The organism is Shewanella sp. UCD-KL12 (assembly GCF_001957125.1).
Classification (GTDB): domain Bacteria; phylum Pseudomonadota; class Gammaproteobacteria; order Enterobacterales; family Shewanellaceae; genus Shewanella.
Genome location: NZ_MPHJ01000001.1, coordinates 671,720 through 687,105, shown reverse-complemented (window position 1 = coordinate 687,105; position 15,386 = coordinate 671,720). Strand labels below are relative to the sequence as shown.

Annotated in this window: 19 protein-coding genes; 6 read left to right on the top strand and 13 right to left on the bottom strand. The window is 44.3% G+C overall.

Annotation, left to right across the window (positions count from 1 at the left end; translation table 11 throughout):
- A complete protein-coding gene (locus tag BM736_RS02955) occupies window positions 1-603 on the bottom strand; it encodes a DUF4136 domain-containing protein (protein WP_076408393.1) in 603 nt (200 codons plus the stop codon).
- 210 nt (window positions 604-813) lie between these two features.
- On the opposite strand from BM736_RS02955, the gene BM736_RS02950 reads away from it, so the two are divergent.
- Both BM736_RS02950 and BM736_RS02945 read left to right on the top strand, forming a co-directional pair.
- Window positions 814-1,407, top strand: a complete 594-nt coding sequence (locus tag BM736_RS02950) for a LysE family translocator (protein ID WP_076408391.1) — start codon at window positions 814-816, stop codon at window positions 1,405-1,407.
- A 135-nt stretch (window positions 1,408-1,542) separates the two neighbouring features.
- Window positions 1,543-2,109: a DUF1415 domain-containing protein gene (locus BM736_RS02945; RefSeq protein ID WP_076409868.1), complete on the top strand. Its 567-nt coding sequence runs from the start codon at window positions 1,543-1,545 to the stop codon at window positions 2,107-2,109.
- Window positions 2,110-2,239: 130 nt separating this feature from the next.
- Here the strand turns inward: BM736_RS02945 and rbsK are convergent, their stop codons facing one another.
- From rbsK to BM736_RS02930, 3 genes are all read right to left on the bottom strand, one after another.
- Entirely contained in the window at window positions 2,240-3,166 is a 927-nt protein-coding gene (rbsK, locus tag BM736_RS02940) for a ribokinase (RefSeq protein WP_076408388.1), read from the bottom strand.
- A gap of 34 nt (window positions 3,167-3,200) precedes the next feature.
- Entirely contained in the window at window positions 3,201-4,142 is a 942-nt protein-coding gene (rihA, locus tag BM736_RS02935) for a pyrimidine-specific ribonucleoside hydrolase RihA (RefSeq protein WP_076408385.1), read from the bottom strand.
- 143 nt (window positions 4,143-4,285) lie between these two features.
- Window positions 4,286-4,699, bottom strand: coding sequence for a GNAT family N-acetyltransferase (locus tag BM736_RS02930; protein WP_143562308.1), 414 nt, complete (start codon window positions 4,697-4,699; stop codon window positions 4,286-4,288).
- A 675-nt stretch (window positions 4,700-5,374) separates the two neighbouring features.
- Between BM736_RS02930 and BM736_RS02925 the strand changes: the two genes are divergently transcribed.
- Both BM736_RS02925 and BM736_RS02920 read left to right on the top strand, forming a co-directional pair.
- Entirely contained in the window at window positions 5,375-6,142 is a 768-nt protein-coding gene (locus BM736_RS02925; RefSeq protein ID WP_076408380.1) for a ribonuclease H family protein, read from the top strand.
- Window positions 6,143-6,219: 77 nt separating this feature from the next.
- A complete protein-coding gene (locus tag BM736_RS02920; protein ID WP_076408378.1) occupies window positions 6,220-6,882 on the top strand; it encodes a sulfotransferase in 663 nt (220 codons plus the stop codon).
- A 17-nt stretch (window positions 6,883-6,899) separates the two neighbouring features.
- On the opposite strand, the gene BM736_RS02915 is transcribed toward BM736_RS02920, so the two are convergent.
- Window positions 6,900-7,220, bottom strand: a complete 321-nt coding sequence (locus BM736_RS02915) for a hypothetical protein (protein WP_076408375.1) — start codon at window positions 7,218-7,220, stop codon at window positions 6,900-6,902.
- Between the two features lie 89 nt (window positions 7,221-7,309).
- On the opposite strand from BM736_RS02915, the gene BM736_RS02910 reads away from it, so the two are divergent.
- A complete protein-coding gene (locus BM736_RS02910; protein WP_076408372.1) occupies window positions 7,310-8,113 on the top strand; it encodes a helix-turn-helix transcriptional regulator in 804 nt (267 codons plus the stop codon).
- Between the two features lie 169 nt (window positions 8,114-8,282).
- On the top strand, window positions 8,283-9,020 hold the full coding sequence (locus BM736_RS02905; protein ID WP_076408370.1) for a transglutaminase family protein: 738 nt from the start codon (window positions 8,283-8,285) through the stop codon (window positions 9,018-9,020).
- Window positions 9,021-9,034: 14 nt separating this feature from the next.
- Here the strand turns inward: BM736_RS02905 and BM736_RS02900 are convergent, their stop codons facing one another.
- The 8 genes from BM736_RS02900 to BM736_RS02865 all read right to left on the bottom strand — a co-directional run bounded on the left by BM736_RS02900 (window position 9,035) and on the right by BM736_RS02865 (window position 15,147).
- The gene (locus BM736_RS02900; protein ID WP_076408367.1) at window positions 9,035-9,667 is read right to left on the bottom strand and encodes a DUF4937 domain-containing protein; all 633 of its coding nucleotides are present in this window, start codon (window positions 9,665-9,667) and stop codon (window positions 9,035-9,037) included.
- Between the two features lie 41 nt (window positions 9,668-9,708).
- A complete protein-coding gene (locus BM736_RS02895; RefSeq protein ID WP_076408364.1) occupies window positions 9,709-10,896 on the bottom strand; it encodes an aminotransferase class V-fold PLP-dependent enzyme in 1,188 nt (395 codons plus the stop codon).
- 77 nt (window positions 10,897-10,973) lie between these two features.
- Window positions 10,974-11,819 carry a tryptophan 2,3-dioxygenase gene (kynA, locus tag BM736_RS02890; RefSeq protein ID WP_076408362.1) on the bottom strand — a complete coding sequence of 282 codons (846 nt, stop codon included), beginning with the start codon at window positions 11,817-11,819 and terminating at the stop codon, window positions 10,974-10,976.
- A gap of 206 nt (window positions 11,820-12,025) precedes the next feature.
- Window positions 12,026-12,475, bottom strand: a complete 450-nt coding sequence (locus BM736_RS02885; RefSeq protein WP_076408359.1) for a GNAT family N-acetyltransferase — start codon at window positions 12,473-12,475, stop codon at window positions 12,026-12,028.
- A 176-nt stretch (window positions 12,476-12,651) separates the two neighbouring features.
- Window positions 12,652-13,410, bottom strand: coding sequence for an alpha/beta hydrolase (locus BM736_RS02880; protein ID WP_076408356.1), 759 nt, complete (start codon window positions 13,408-13,410; stop codon window positions 12,652-12,654).
- 34 nt (window positions 13,411-13,444) lie between these two features.
- Entirely contained in the window at window positions 13,445-14,212 is a 768-nt protein-coding gene (locus tag BM736_RS02875) for a class I SAM-dependent methyltransferase (protein WP_076408353.1), read from the bottom strand.
- A gap of 74 nt (window positions 14,213-14,286) precedes the next feature.
- A complete protein-coding gene (locus BM736_RS02870) occupies window positions 14,287-14,874 on the bottom strand; it encodes a dienelactone hydrolase family protein (RefSeq protein ID WP_076408350.1) in 588 nt (195 codons plus the stop codon).
- Window positions 14,875-14,922: 48 nt separating this feature from the next.
- Window positions 14,923-15,147 (bottom strand): hypothetical protein, encoded by a 225-nt coding sequence (locus tag BM736_RS02865; RefSeq protein WP_076408347.1) that lies wholly within the window; start codon window positions 15,145-15,147, stop codon window positions 14,923-14,925.
- Window positions 15,148-15,386 lie beyond the last annotated feature (239 nt).

Genomic DNA, 15,386 nt, shown 5'->3' with positions numbered 1-15,386 from the left:
CTACACGCTAGGAACACCTCCCAGCATTAATGATATAAGTTCGTCAAAACGCGCTTGTCGCTCCTCGGCTGACTGCTCAAAGTCAGTAAACCCTTGGGCCAATACACGCCAGCTTGGTTCAAGCTTCATAGGGTGAAATACCGCAACAAGCACAGAGCCTTTTTCATACTGGTCGGGATCCAGCCCAGCAGTCGATAAGCCTGGCACTAAACCTGCTTTTTTTAGAATTTCAGCATCACTCATATCTGACTCAAGTGCTAAGCCAAAACCTAATAGAAGATCGGGAGACTCATTAATATTAACAAGATGATAGCCTTTCGACTCCATCACCTGAGTTAAAGCGACTTGCATATGACGAACTACTTTTGCGCTGTCAATTCTCTCATCCGCAACCACATTTGCCAACGAAGGGTGCCATGCAAAGCGAGTTGTATGTTCAGAAACGAAACCTAGATCACCTGTTGTGACCATAGTGGTACGCATAGGGCTTATTTCTACTTCATCGACTGTGACACAAGCGCTCAAAAGTAGCGCGATACATAAACAGATTAGTTTTTTGATAATGAGGTTCCTTTTCGATATCGTCTGATAGGGTTTCAACATTTTTTCAATGCTTCAACAATAACCTAGCAAAGGTTAACCTAAGCTGACTCATAAGTAACCATAATTACAAACATTCCCATAGAGGCCAATTAGCCAAAAAAGAAAAACTCAATCAGCTATTCCTAAGTAAACATTTTTAATTAGAATAGTGAATCGCTTTGTTCGCCAAATTGCATCTCTCTTCTTGTCTCATTAATAATGTTGGTACCAATGGAACTGATTTTTGCTATTGCCCTGTTTGCCTTTTCTTCGGGTATCACTCCAGGCCCCAATAATGTCATGCTGATGAGTTCAGGGGTGAACTTTGGTATTAAGCGCAGCCTGCCACACTTAACTGGGATCTGTATCGGCTTCCCCTGTATGGTACTCGCCATCGGCCTAGGGCTTAGTACTGTGTTTCAGGCCTACCCCGTACTACATACGATCATAAAATATATCGGTATAGGCTATCTGTTATACCTATCTTGGCTCATCGCTAACAGTAGCAGTAAAATGGAGGGCAAAGACAACGCCAACCCTTTGAGTTTTCTTCAGGCTGCTGCTTTTCAATGGGTCAACCCAAAAGGCTGGATAATGGCCGTAGGTGCTGTTGCAACATTTACCAGTGTAGATACCGCAATCACGCCACAAGTTATTACCATAGCGCTAGTATTCCTCGCAGTAGCCTTTCCCTGTGCTATTACCTGGCTTGGTTTTGGCGTCGCTTTAAAACGCCTGTTGAAAAATGCACGTCAACAGAGGATTTTCAATGTCACTATGGCCTTACTATTGGTCGCGTCCATTATTCCGATGATATTGCCATAGCTTTTGGACGCTAGAGTTTTGGCTGGGTTAAGCTAACGGAAAGTGAGACTAAAATAGGCACTTGCACCTCAAGGCATTCCTCCCTATCCTTGCGTCCCATTAATGCTTCAACTAATCGATAAAAGGCTAGCTATCATGTCACAACACGAACAGGACAAGGAACTGCAACTCATTGCCCAGCAGACTCAAAATTGGGTTGAGCGTGTCATCATGAAATATAATATTTGCCCATTTGCTCGCCGCGAAGTCGAGCGAGGCAGTATTCGCTACGCTGTGATTGATGAATCTAAAATGCACATGGTGCTAGAGGCCCTGATAACCGAGTGCAAGTTGCTCGATGAAAACCCAGAAGTTGAAACGACCCTGTTTATCATTCCACGAGGATTTGAAGGTTTCTATCCTTATCTGGACTTAGTCGATTTAGCCAATGACCTGCTTATCGACCAAGGTTATGAAGGTGTGTATCAGCTAGCAAGTATGCATCCTGATTACTGTTTCGACGGTGAACCTATGGATGAGCCATCAAATTATACCAACCGCTCACCTCACCCAGTGCTGCATATCATACGTGAAGCAAGTATGGAGCAAGCCTTGGCTGACTATGATGAGCCAGAAACCATTCCTGAACGTAATATTGAGTTTTCCCAACGCAAAGGCAGTGAGTTTTTCGCTAAGCTATTATCGGAATGCATGAAGAAGTAACGGGTAAAATAATGACTTGATGAGAATCAATGGTAGATAAAAAGTGGGCTGATCATCAGCCCATTTTTATGTCTAGCTATTTTCCCTATGACTTTATGGCGCTTATTTCACTGAGTCTAACTCACTGAGCCTATTTCACTTCGCTTAACTCACTGCGCTTAGGTATCCCGCGCTGGGCTCCATGACGCGTTACAGCAATGGCGGCTGATTGATTGGCAAAATCGATTGCTTTTATCATCTCCATACCTTCTGATAGCCCCACCATTAGTGCACCATTGAATGTATCTCCAGCAGCAACGGTATCAACAGGCGTTACATCATACCCCTTAATTAAACCTTTAAATGCGTGATCCCCGACCTCACTCAAAAAAGCACCCTGAGCTCCTAAGGTGATAATCACCACAGAAACACCCGCGCTATGCAAGGCTGCGGCGGCGCGCTCTGCAGATTCAAGATCGGTCACTCTCACTCCCGTCAAAGCTTCGGCCTCAGTCTCATTAGGCGTAATAATATCGACCAAAGATAGCAAGCCTGCGTCTAGCCTCGCAGCAGGCGCTGGGTTAAGTATGGTTTTACACTTGTGTTTACGTGCCAGCTGCAATGCCGCTTTAACACTTTCCAGCGGGGTTTCCAGCTGGATAAGCAGACTATCAGAGCTTTCGAACACTGACTCACATTCACCTATCCATTGTGCTGAAAGACGCGAGTTTGCGCCTGAGGCAACTCCGATTGAATTCTCTGCGTTACCACCGACAAAAATCATCGCACTCCCGGTAGCGACATTGTCAAACTGCTTAACCTGCTCCAGAGCGATACCGTCCAGGCGCCAGCTATTCATCATGGCAGCGGCGGCATCATCACAGCCTAAAGCACAGATAAAACTCACTTCAGCCTCATCGCCTTTGAGTCTGGCGCAAGCCACCGCTTGGTTTGCCCCTTTGCCACCGTGCTCAATACGGTACCCCTCACTCATCAGGGTCTCACCCGCCTTGGGTAAACAGTCAAACTCCATCACGTGATCGATATTGGCGCTGCCAATGACCAAAAGTTTTGTCATATTGCTTAGCTCGCTTTTTTATACCGTGTTTAAACTAGTTATTGTAAGCCTTAAGGCATTCGACGATAAGGTCGACAAAACCTTCGCGGTTCACATCGAACAACACCTTGGCATTAGGTTTATTGCCCGTTAATTGATACCTGTCTACCACTGTCATACCTTGGGTATACTCCCCCTTAGTCTCTATCCCAACCCAAGCGTCTTGGGCAGTAAATAGCTCAGGCTTTAGCAACCAAGCGATAGTGCATGGGTCGTGTAGTGGTGCGCCCTTAAGTCCCCACTTAGGGTCTTGATGGTAGATCATGAAGAAGTCCAACAAACCTGCGACGCACTGAGCAACAGGGTTATCGATGGCGCGAATTCGCTCTATATCTTGCTGTACGATATAAGCTTGATGAGTAACATCCAACCCGCACATGACGATAGGAATACCTGATTTAAACACCATATCGGCCGATTCAGGATCGACAAAAATATTGAACTCGGCAGCGGGTGTCCAGTTACCTGCAGCCGCGGCGCCTCCCATTAACACAATACTGTCTATCTTAGTGTGCAACTCAGGATAACTGGCGAGTAGCAAGGCTATATTGGTTAAGGGGCCTGTAGGATTTAAAATGACAGGCACTTCACTGGCGCGAAGTTTTTGTGCCATTAGCTCCACCGCATTAAGCTCTACGGGAGCGAACCCAGGATCGGGTAACTTAGGTCCATCTAGGCCAGACTCGCCATGCACGTTATCGGCGATGATCAGCTCTCTCGCCAACGGCTTTAAGGCTCCGCCAGCAACAGGCACATCATATTGCTCCAGTAAAGTCAGTATTCGCAGAGCATTGTTGAGTGTCTTATCGGGTGTCTGATTGCCAGCACTCGTGGTCACAGCTAACACATCCAAAGCTTGTGTACTGAAAGCAAGAATTAGGGAGATGGCATCATCATGGCCTGGATCGCAATCACAGATAATGGGACGACGGGTCATACTATTTACTCCTGAAAATTCAAAAAAGGACCTAAGTGGTCATACAATAAATCTAACTGGTAAAAGAGTTTACCTAAGAGTAAGGGGAATTCTGTGAGTCAGTCTACAGCCTGAATAGCTAAGGAGATGTAAAGCTTTGTGGATCACAGTAATTTACACATAGGGACGCACATGAGTTTGATGCCACTGGGGTGCTGCCATTGCGTCTCATCACCTGCGACATATCCAAGTTTTTGGTAGAAACCCACCGCGTTTAATGAAGATGATAAACGTAATGCTTCAACACCCGCTTTTTTAGCCTGCGCTTCGAGCTCGGTCGCGAGCAACTTGCCTATCCCCATACCAACGGCTTTAGGGTCAACAAAGGCTGCCTCTAATTGGCATCGGGCTGTATCGATAAAACCAAAACCCAATATCCTCTCCAGCCCCTTTGCTTGAATACCGCTAACGCTTTCTTCTAAGCCCTTAGCGCCTAGTTTTTCCATTGGTGATTCAAGCGTTTCGATAGCAACAATTGCACCGAGAGATAGCAAGATCTCAGTGAAGTTTTCCGGCATGGGTGAGCCTGACCAAGTTTCACATTCATACTTGGTATAATGACTCGCACAGCCCTGCAAGATGGCATCGGTTCCTATAATACCAATCCCATTAAATTTATGACCTATTCAGAGCATTCTCAGGGCTTTAAATTCAAGGCGCATTGTTGAAGAAATGGTTATTCCCTTTTAAGATAATGCAACGCAGAAGTGGAAGTCCTGAGACGCTCACGTAGTGCGGGTTTAAAAAGACTTTATCCTGCGCAAGCGGTTCTCGATATAGAATAACTATTAGCTTCAATCCCCTTACTTGCCTACAGTATTTTTAATTCCCGCTGAATACTCACTTATTTAATGGAACTGGTATTGCTGCCATATACGCTGTATGTCTTTTTTGGTCACGGCGCGGGTTATGAGCATGGCTTATCCTCAAGTCGACTGTTTCTAACTGACTGTTTTGTGCTCTTAATTTCACAGTTATTCTCACCAGAGTCAATCTAGAGGAATAAATGGCCTTACCTAGCCGCTGAAGAAAGTGCGTTGTCTCTATAAAAATGCAGTAAGATTGCGCAAACACGCCAATCTTATCGCTTCTTGCCTCTGATTAAGTGACTTTTGCGCTGGCTAACCGTAGTATTTGGCAGAATATATTTTCTTCTGTTCAACAACTTCTTTGATTAAAAAATAGAGTATCAAATGGCTAAAAAGTTTTATGTGGTATGGGTAGGACGTGAAACAGGGATCTTTACCACTTGGGATGATGCTAAGCGCCAGGTCGATAAATTCCCTAAGGCAAAGTACAAATCTTTTAAAACTAAAGCCGAAGCCGACGCCGCATTTTCTGGTGGAGCGCCTCGAACCTATGCGGCCAAATCATCAAGCACGTCTAGTGCGAGTAAAAGTAAGAGCTCACCAACAGGTAAAACATCGGCTTCAAACGCCGACTATGATGTGGTGATCTACACCGATGGTGGCTGCGAGCCCAACCCAGGTAAAGCGGGCTCCGGCGTTGCAGTTTATAGAGACGATCAACTTGCTGAGCTTTGGTACGGCTTATATAACAGCTATGGCACCAACAACTCTGCTGAGCTTAATGCCCTACATCAAGCGCTTTTGATCGCTAAAGATAACCTTGCTCAAAACAAAAGCGTACATATTCGAAGTGACTCCCAATACTCCATCAACTGCATTACCAATTGGGCCTATGGCTGGAAAACCAAAGGTTGGAAGCGAAAGACTGCTGGTGATATTAAGAACCTAGATATCATTCAGGCATCACACGCCTTGTATGAAGAGATAAAAGAGAGGTTGGTTATCTCTCATGTAGCAGCCCATATCGGTATTGAAGGTAACGAGCTCGCTGACAGAATGTCTATCTATGCCATCGATAAAAAAGATGAAGCGTTTTGTAGATACCCAGATCCAATCGTATTATCAGAGATTCTGAGCCTAAGAGCAGGATAGCCCCTCTTAGAGCGAAATAGTAAATAGCACAATCGTACCGCTTTTACCATCTCATGCATTCCCATTGAAAGAGCAATATGTCAGTGACAGAGCAAAAAGTTTTTATTATCGGGCTACCACGTACAGCCACTACCAGTACCAGTATCGCAACGCTATCTTTAGGCTTTAAAACAGCCCATACCGCCTACACCCAAAAAGCGATGCAGGAGGCTCAGGTTATCTCTGACGCGCCTATTTTTTGTGATTATCAGCAGCTCGATAACCAATACCCTGGGGCTAAATTTATCTATCTGTCACGAGAGTTTGATAAGTGGTTACCCTCGATTCGCCAGCTATTAGAGCGCATGTACCCCAACCTTCAACGCACTGATGGCGGCTCAAACCCCATTATGAAGCGTTGCTTTAATCATACATTCTCGCCATTGACGCTTGAGAACATAGCTAAAGATGCGTTTCTTCTCGATTGCTATAATCGCCACTACAATGAGGCTATCGCGTATTTTAAAGGACGAGAGCAAGATCTCCTCACCATAGATGTCTCTAAGGTCGGTAGCTTTAAACAACTTGCTGACTTTTTAGGGGTAACCGGGATAGATCCACAGCAGACATTTGAACATGTGAATATCGGTAAAAAAGTCGCATTTTGGAAACAGATCAAACACCCACTTAAAGTTGAGTCCACCAACAATGGCAGGATCGACAGTGTAAAAGAGAACCGCCAGAGTAAAAGTGCAAGGTAAACCCTTACGCCCTGAATTTAATCCTTGAATTTAGGCCCTGAATACTCATTAAAGCCTGATAAGAAAAACTCGACCTTCCCGCAGCTTTTACAGGCAAACATATCTAGAGGCTCCTTGCTGACAAATAGCTCAGCAAGATTACCTAACGCCCCCCAACGCATTCCTTCATGGAACTCTTTACTCCCCACGAAGCTCAGCGGGGTTTTGCATCTTAGGCACGCATGTGATTTACGTTCCGCTATGGGTTTGCTTTGTCCTTTAATCGCTTGACAGTTCCAGCAAATTTCAAAGCTGTCATCCTCTACCTCAATATGACAATGTTGGCAGTTCCACGCCATAACCACTCCTTAGAATAAGTGAACAAAGCACTTTTACGCACACCAATTAAGGTATAGATTGTATCTATAAGTTAATGAAAGAGATAGAGATGCGCCCAACGGTTTGGCTTGAGCCAGGTATGCTTATTATCTATGGCGCTGCCCTAGATGCTGCAGCCCATAAACACCATGCGATTCAGCTGATATGGCCAAGCAATGACTCAAGTTATCAACTCAATGGCAACCTCGCTACTGGCGCTTTGCTCATCGATGCTGACGTCGAGCACCAACTCTCAATGGAGGAGGGTTGGATACTCCTTATTGAGCCGCTGAGTGCCTGGGGCAAGACCTTACAAGCTCAACTTGCTGGCCGCACAACGTGTGAAATAGCACTCAAATCATCCGTAATGCCATCAATTTCTAGCTACGACAGCCAGCCCTTCTCACTGTTATCACCGCTATTATCGTCATTGATATCGCCTCTCTTATCATCACAGTTATCGCCACAGTTTGAACGGCTAGACCAGGGCAGTTATCCCGACAGATGGACGAGTCAGCCCACTGACAAACGTATAAAGGCGCTGATTTCACAACTGGACAAATGCTTCGATGGCAACTGCATCAAACCCAGCAGCTGGCGTGCTGCAGAAGTTGCAGAGCAACTCGCCCTATCCGAAAGCCGCTTTCTGCATCTGTTTCGAGAGCAGATGGGTATAGCCTGGCGTCCGTACCTGTTATGGCGTCGTATGTTTTGTGCCATTAATGCGTTGAGACGACAAGAGAGTGCTACTCAAGCTGCATATATAGCGGGTTTTGCTGACAGTGCCCACCTTAGCCGCACCTTTAAGAGTCAGTTTGGTATGACGATTCGCCACGCGTTAAACCTATTTCAACTAAAGTCCTCATCTAACTAAACTCTTCACCTAGCAAAACTCCTCACCTAGCAAAAGTCAGTAAACGCAATTTCCGCGTAAGTTAGCCAGTTTATTCAATTTATCAACCGCGCAAACTCCTATTATCAGCACATAGACACTTAATCGATAGACGCCAAAGCGATAAACCAGCTTGGATCAGGAGTTAACCATGAACACACTAGCATCAACGCAAACTGAGATAACCCAACAACACCTACAGACCACTGCAATGTTAGACTTTCAGCACCCAAGCATTAGGGCACTCATCGAGAAGCAAGGCTGGGAAAAGTTAAGTGAATACGATGCTATTGGCGCTATCTATCACTATGTACGTGATGACATTCAGTTTGGCTATAATGCCGATGATAGGCTTTCTGCTAGCCAAGTTTTACGAGATGGTTACGGCCAATGCAATACCAAAGGCACCTTGCTTATGGCACTGTTAAGAGCCGTTGGGATCCCAAGCCGTTTCCACGGGTTTACCATCTTTAATGAACTGCAGCGCGGCGCCATCCCCAATTACCTCTTTGCAATTGCCCCCAAGCGTATCATCCATAGCTGGGTAGAGGTCGAGCTAGATGGCCGCTGGATAAACTTAGAGGGTTATATTATCGACCGAGACTACCTGACTCAGGTACAGCAAAGCTTCAGTGACCAGTGTCAACAGTTTTCAGGCTTTGGTATAGCGACTAAGTGCCTAGCAAATCCAGATATCGATTGGAACGGCCAAGATACCTATATTCAAAGCGAAGGCATTGCCGATGACTTTGGCCTATATATTCAACCCGATGATTTTTATTCACAATATGGCAGTAACTTATCTGGTGTGAAGAAGTTCCTATTTCGTTACCTACTGCGCCATCTAATGAACCGTAACGTTAACCAGATCCGGGCTATAGGTGTCTAAAACTAATTATTAGCCTAACGCTCTAACGTGTCTATATCCCATGCGGTGAGAGTCGGCAGTTGATAACCCACGAGCTCATCGATATAGGCCTCAAGGTTCACCTGGGCACGAGCTGATGTAAACTGCAATTTGATATAATCACTGTGGCTCTGCTCATCGCGCCATAGTGAAATAACCCTATAATGCAGGGGGTCTGTTACCGACAGAGCAATATAACCACCAAGCATCCCATCACAACGGCTCATTGCAGGCGTCCAAATTTGAGCCTGATCTTGCAAAAATGCTGGCGCACCACCGGGTTTCAACTGACAGCCTGCAACTCTGACAAAACCGACCTCACTAACTTTAGCCATGTTAGTGCTAGGCATAATGTTAATCACCTTGAAATAGCTCACTTTACAACTTTCGTATGTGAGGTATTGCTGGTTTTCTTCGGCTATCTTGTCATGGGTGCTCGCCATAAACTCATCTAACGCCGCCCTACTCTGCCAATGAGCAAGAATGATAGCGCGGCCCGTTTTCTGGTCCCAGCCACCATATTGTTTGATAAAACCAGGGCTGTGCATCGTCTGACGCCAACAGCCCTGCGCCACAGAAAATGCTTCTTGCTTATCTAACGGGACCTGACACTCAATAAACTTAAGCATACCTTCTCCTAACACAGTGTTTGAACTATTCTGCACACCGGCTAGCCAATCCGTTTTGCTAGAGCTTCAACCACATTGAGTGCTTGCTCAAGTTGAGAAGTTGTCACATAAGGCGCTGGGCCAAATCTGAGTTGATTGCCACGGCTATCACATAAAACCCCTAGCTGAGCCAGCTCTGCCACCCATTCACTCGCTTTCGCTGTAGTCAGTGCTAGAAAGCCAGCATTATCGGCAATAGCATGTGACGGTAAGCCTAGACATTCTTGACTGAGTCCCATAGCTTCAATCCCTTGCCATAGCAGGCTTATCTGCCGCTGACTACTCTCTCTGAGCTTAGTATCGCTAAGGTGTTGTTCCTCAAAAAAATCAAATACCTCAGCGGCGCGGTAATGGCTGCTTGGATCATAGGTCGAGCCTGCAAATGCACTCTGACCCGGACCAAAACCGACTTTACCAGGCGCTTGATTGAGCACATCAAACTCGGCATACCAGCCTGTGATAATTGGGCTACCTTGATAGTTTTCGGGGATCCTAAGCATGCAGTTCCCCTCACCTGCTTGGCAGTATTTATAGCCACCAGCGACCACAAATGCTGAGTCTAGCTGCCACGCTTTAAGGTTAAAGGGCACCACATTCAGCGCATGATAGGCATCGACTAAACAGGGAATATTCAAGCTTTCGGCGGCCTTTGCCACTAAACCCACCTCTTTGAATATCTCACTAGTACCGAAGAACACAGCGGACACCATGACGGCATCGGTTTTATCATCAAGCTTATTGTTGATACGCTCAGCTAAGGTGCTGCTTGGTTGAACAGGCACCACCTCAATATCGACATTAAGGTCTTTTAAGCGGTTAAGCTGACGGCGCAGTGAGTGAAACTCGCCATCGGTAGTCACTATCTTAATTGGCCTAGCCATTGACTGTTTAAAGCAATTTAGATCTGACAAAAAACGCAGTAATAACTCATGGGTGGATGCCCCTAAGGCTATCTGTGCATTAGGCTCTCCGAGCAAAGAGCGATAAAAATCTCGCACTCTGTCAGCTTTCTCAAAAGCTGCCTGCCACTTATCATCAATATGCTTTGCTGCGTCATCAAAGCAATTTAACAAGCCCTGTTTCGCCACATCGGGCCAAGCTTGATGAGAATGCCCCGACAACAAGATACGTTCACTGACGTTAAATTGGCTGTAGTGTGGCTGCAGGGTTAGCGCGATATCTTGGCTCATACTTTCCTCTCTTTCAAAGCGAGTGTCATTGTTATTTATGGTGAATAAGCTTTTTTATAAATGAGTTATACGTGAGCTTACAAATGAGTTCTAAGCTCAAATAGCTCAGGGAAAAAGCTGATATCTAATGCTTTTTTCAAAAAGCCAACACCCGATGACCCCCCTGTGCCCATTTTATTACCGATAATTCGCTGCACCGTGTACATATGCTTAAATCGCCACTGCTGAAAGCTATCTTCAATATCAATCAGCTTTTCAGCAAGTTCATAAAGCTGAAAATGCTCATCGGCATTTTGGTAGACATTTATCCAAGCTTTTAACACTGAATCATTACTCTGATAGGCTTGACTGAAATCTCTGCTTAGCACATCTGCGTCTATAGAAAGGCCATTGTCATGTAATACCTTAAGGGTCACATCATAGAGGCTCGGCGCATCTAAAATAGCTTTTAGCTCCTGATGCACGACAGGATCGCTTTCATGAACTTTTAGCAGAGATTCATTTTTATTGCCCAGTAAAAACTCCACTTTGCGGTAGCCGTATGACTGGAAACCGGAAGAGTGCCCCAAAGCATCACGAAATTTAAGGTAATCCACTGGGGTCAGTGTCGAAAGAATATTCCAAGATTGCGTCAGCTGATTGAGGATCTGTTTCACCCGAGATATCACTTTAAACGCGTGACCAAAGTCCCCCTCTTGAATATTTTTCACCGCGCTACTCAATTCATGTCCGGCTAACTTGAGCCATAGCTCACTGGACTGATGGATCACAATAAACAACATCTCATCATGTTGATTAGATAAAGGCTGCTGGGCCGTTAGCACCTGATTTAATTTAAGGTAATCGCCATAGGACATATCATCTTTAAAATCTGTATGGATATCATCTTCCATGGCCCGATAGTTATTGTGCGGACAGCTCATACTGGTAGCTCCTATTAATCTTCTAATTGTTATTATGAAATAGTTATTGCTGCATAAAATGTCAGCTGAGTTTTATTTAAGCATGAACATAAGGTGAAGTCAGGTATGGCTAAATATTAAAAAACACTCTGCTGTATGCGTGAGTTAACAGAGTGTAAACAAAGAGGCAATTGTGATTTATTAAAGAGGTATTTATTAATATCGACTCAATTTACAGACCATCGGCACACGCCTTTGATATCAACACTTGCCCCCAGACGTTCATAGAACTTAATCGCCTGCAGGTTATCTTGCTCCACTTCCCACTTCATTCGATTAACGCCCTTGACTTGGCAAACACTTCTCGCCTTTTGCATCAAGGCTTCACCGACCTTCTGGCCTCTAAAGCTCTCCCATACAAACACATCATCGATATTCATGTATGATGCTCCCAGCCAGATAGAGTAGTTCCAGGTATAGGAGGCGTAGCCTGCCACTTCACCATCAATTTCTGCAAGTAACACGCCGAACAGTGGGGTTTCACTGAAGCCAGATTTGAGCAATTCACTTTTATCAGTGACAACACAGTGCGCCTGATCATGATGCCTCGCTATTGCGATGATCAAATCATAAACAGTATCGATATCTTTCTCGCAGGCTTCTCTTACGATTAACATGACTTTTCCTTTTTGGTTAATGGCACATCCATTGGAACTGTTAGTCAGCTGGCATCGGTTTGAATGTGTGAATGTGACGAGATGGTTCAAATAACATCAGTGCTCTTTCCATATCAGCACTCTTTCCATAGAGATAAATTATTAAACTGACACAACAGTGAGCAAACAGAGAGCAATTAGCGAGCGTTAAGAAATGCTCTCATTGACTGATAATAGGTAGAATACTGTGAAATATCATTGTGCCCGGCATCTTCTATAAAGACCACCTCTGGAGTAGTATCAATCAATGACACTATTAGCTTATCAGTGTGCTGGCGACGAACAATGGTGTCATTCTCAGCTGCTAAAATCAGTATATCTGAATTGATGTTCCCAGCACGCGCTACTGAATTGAACTTATCTTTGAGTAATATGGACATAGGGTAAATCGGAAACTGTTTTTGAGCGATGCTCTGAATACTGTCAAATGGCGTCACTAACACCAACTTCTCCACCGGGCGCTGTGAAGCCACGTAAGAGGCAACTCCGCTGCCTAAGCTTCGACCAATAACGAATACACGCTCATGGGTTAACATCAGGTGGTCATACAGTGTCAAGGCATCTGAGAATAATTCAGCTTCGCTTGGTGAGCCCTCGCTGCCGCCGTAACCTCGATAATTGACTAAATATACCGAGTAAGCGCCAAATTCCTGCTCAATTTCAGGGGCGGTAAAGGCAACATTTTCAGCATTTCCGCCAAAATAGATTATCGCCTTATTCTGGCCTTTATTTAACAAGATACTCGTCGTCGATACACCAGCGTTATCAAAGGTTAGCTCATCGAACTTATGTGCCACTGCTTGTGTTGGAAAATAGATAAAGCTGCGCTGCTTTAAATACAGCAGAGCACCAAAAGCAAGGTAAATGACAATAATGAGGAGTAACATCCGATTCATATATTTAGCTTTCCTATGAGGACAAGACAATAAGCTACTTTTTTGCTACCACAAACCTGACATTACCGCGTTTTTCATGAGTCTCACAGCTAAGGTTCCCGAGAAATTCATCACAAAAATTGGGGTACTCTTCACCTAGAAAGGCTTGTAGTTTTTTCATTCTGGCAAGTCTGGCTGTCCAGCCCTCGATAACCTCAAGGGTTGCCGCGCCAGAGAAATTAAGTTCAAGGTCGAAGACATCTTCATCAAGATGAACAATATCAAAGCCGGCCTGCTGTAACATACCTGGCATCTTAGCGCCGAAATTAAAATCATATAAACCAGAGCGATATGATGCCTGCTCGAACGCCAACACTCTGTCAAAGTATTTACTCTCTTTGGCAAGGTTACCTGAGATAAAGCAGGACACATCGAGCAGGGCAATCCAGCCTCCTTCATTGAGTACCGAATATAATGATGTTAGATAACTGAGAGGATCGCTTAAGTAGGACAAAGAGTAGCTCGCCCAAACACCGTTCACCCCGCCAAAAGTACGCTGTATGTCAAGATAATCGATATTTTGAAAGTCACTCTCTGCAAAGCTTTGGTTGCAGGTTTTTCTGGAATCACAAAACGCAATAAACTCACTGTTGATATCAACCCCAACCACATGCTTCACTTTATGAGAGAGCAAGTTAGAAACATCACCCACCGAGCAGCCGAGATCGATAACTGTATCGTTAGCAGTTAATGGGATATCTGCAATAAAACGCGCCCAATCTCTCCAGCCCTGCTGTTTTTCATACTCTTGAAATAGGTTCAATAGTTACTCCATGGATTTAATTGAAACTAAGGGACTCGGCTAAAACATGATATTGAGAAGCAGTTTTAATGCCACTAACTTATTGGTGACATGATACTTTCTTGCAATAGGTACATTTCCTGTTCAAAACCTGATTGATCATAGTTTTTGGAATATTTGTTCATAAATCCGTGTAGAAAGGAGACTTGCCGGATTGATACTTTATCGATTCCCCTGTGATCAGCGGCTAGCTCAGTAGTAAGATCAGCAATAAGCTCATCCACGGAAAAATGAAGCTCTGATATAGGAAACACTAAATCAATCTGAAACCTTGGTCTTACGCCTCTGTGATTACGAATTTGAGATCCATAAAAGCAAGTTGCTTTAGAGACATTTTTGACCATATTCAGATTCGACATATTCCAAATAGCAGCAGCGCCAACACTAAAACCAATAAGATATAAAGACTCACTGCATGCGCTAATACGCTCAACTAATGCTTGCGTATATTTGTCTAGCCCAACTTCTGATGAGAAATAATCATAGGCTTGTTTCTCGTCGCTGAAATTCATCATTTCTGCACTATATGGATCAAATATTTCAGCAGGAGAATTAAGCGCTAAAGCCAATTGCTCTAATGCATCTGTTTTACCAAAAATATCAGAAACTATAAGTATTTTCATGACACATCCCTGCTGGTTAGCATGTTTCTAAACAACCACCTTTATGACTCAAGTATCACTTAACTCTAGAGGCAGATCATTTTTTAACACCAACACAGCAAGGAATACAAAATTTAATGGCGGGAAAAGTGACAAAGCGGCTCCGATAAACCCAACCATTTTAGGGTTGGTGGTTTTCTTCTTACCTAGCTTGTAGCAGATAAACCCAAACAGTGGGATCAGCAATAATATAAAGAAAAACACTTGGCCAATTAATGTCGCGTTAATATTCAATTTTAACTCCTTTTTAAATTGATAATGGCATTAACAACGTAACACGACTCTAGTCGATTTAGATAATAATACTGATCTTGTTGAAACTTACAAATTCGCGGCTAAAGCTGCTCCTACATTAAAGACGGGATTCCGGCTCAAGAAAAATAGAACCTTATTGTGGAAAACCAAATGTAGGTGCGGCTGTGAGCTTCCATGGACGGACTTGCAGCGTCTCGCAGAACTTTCTCAAAACAAGA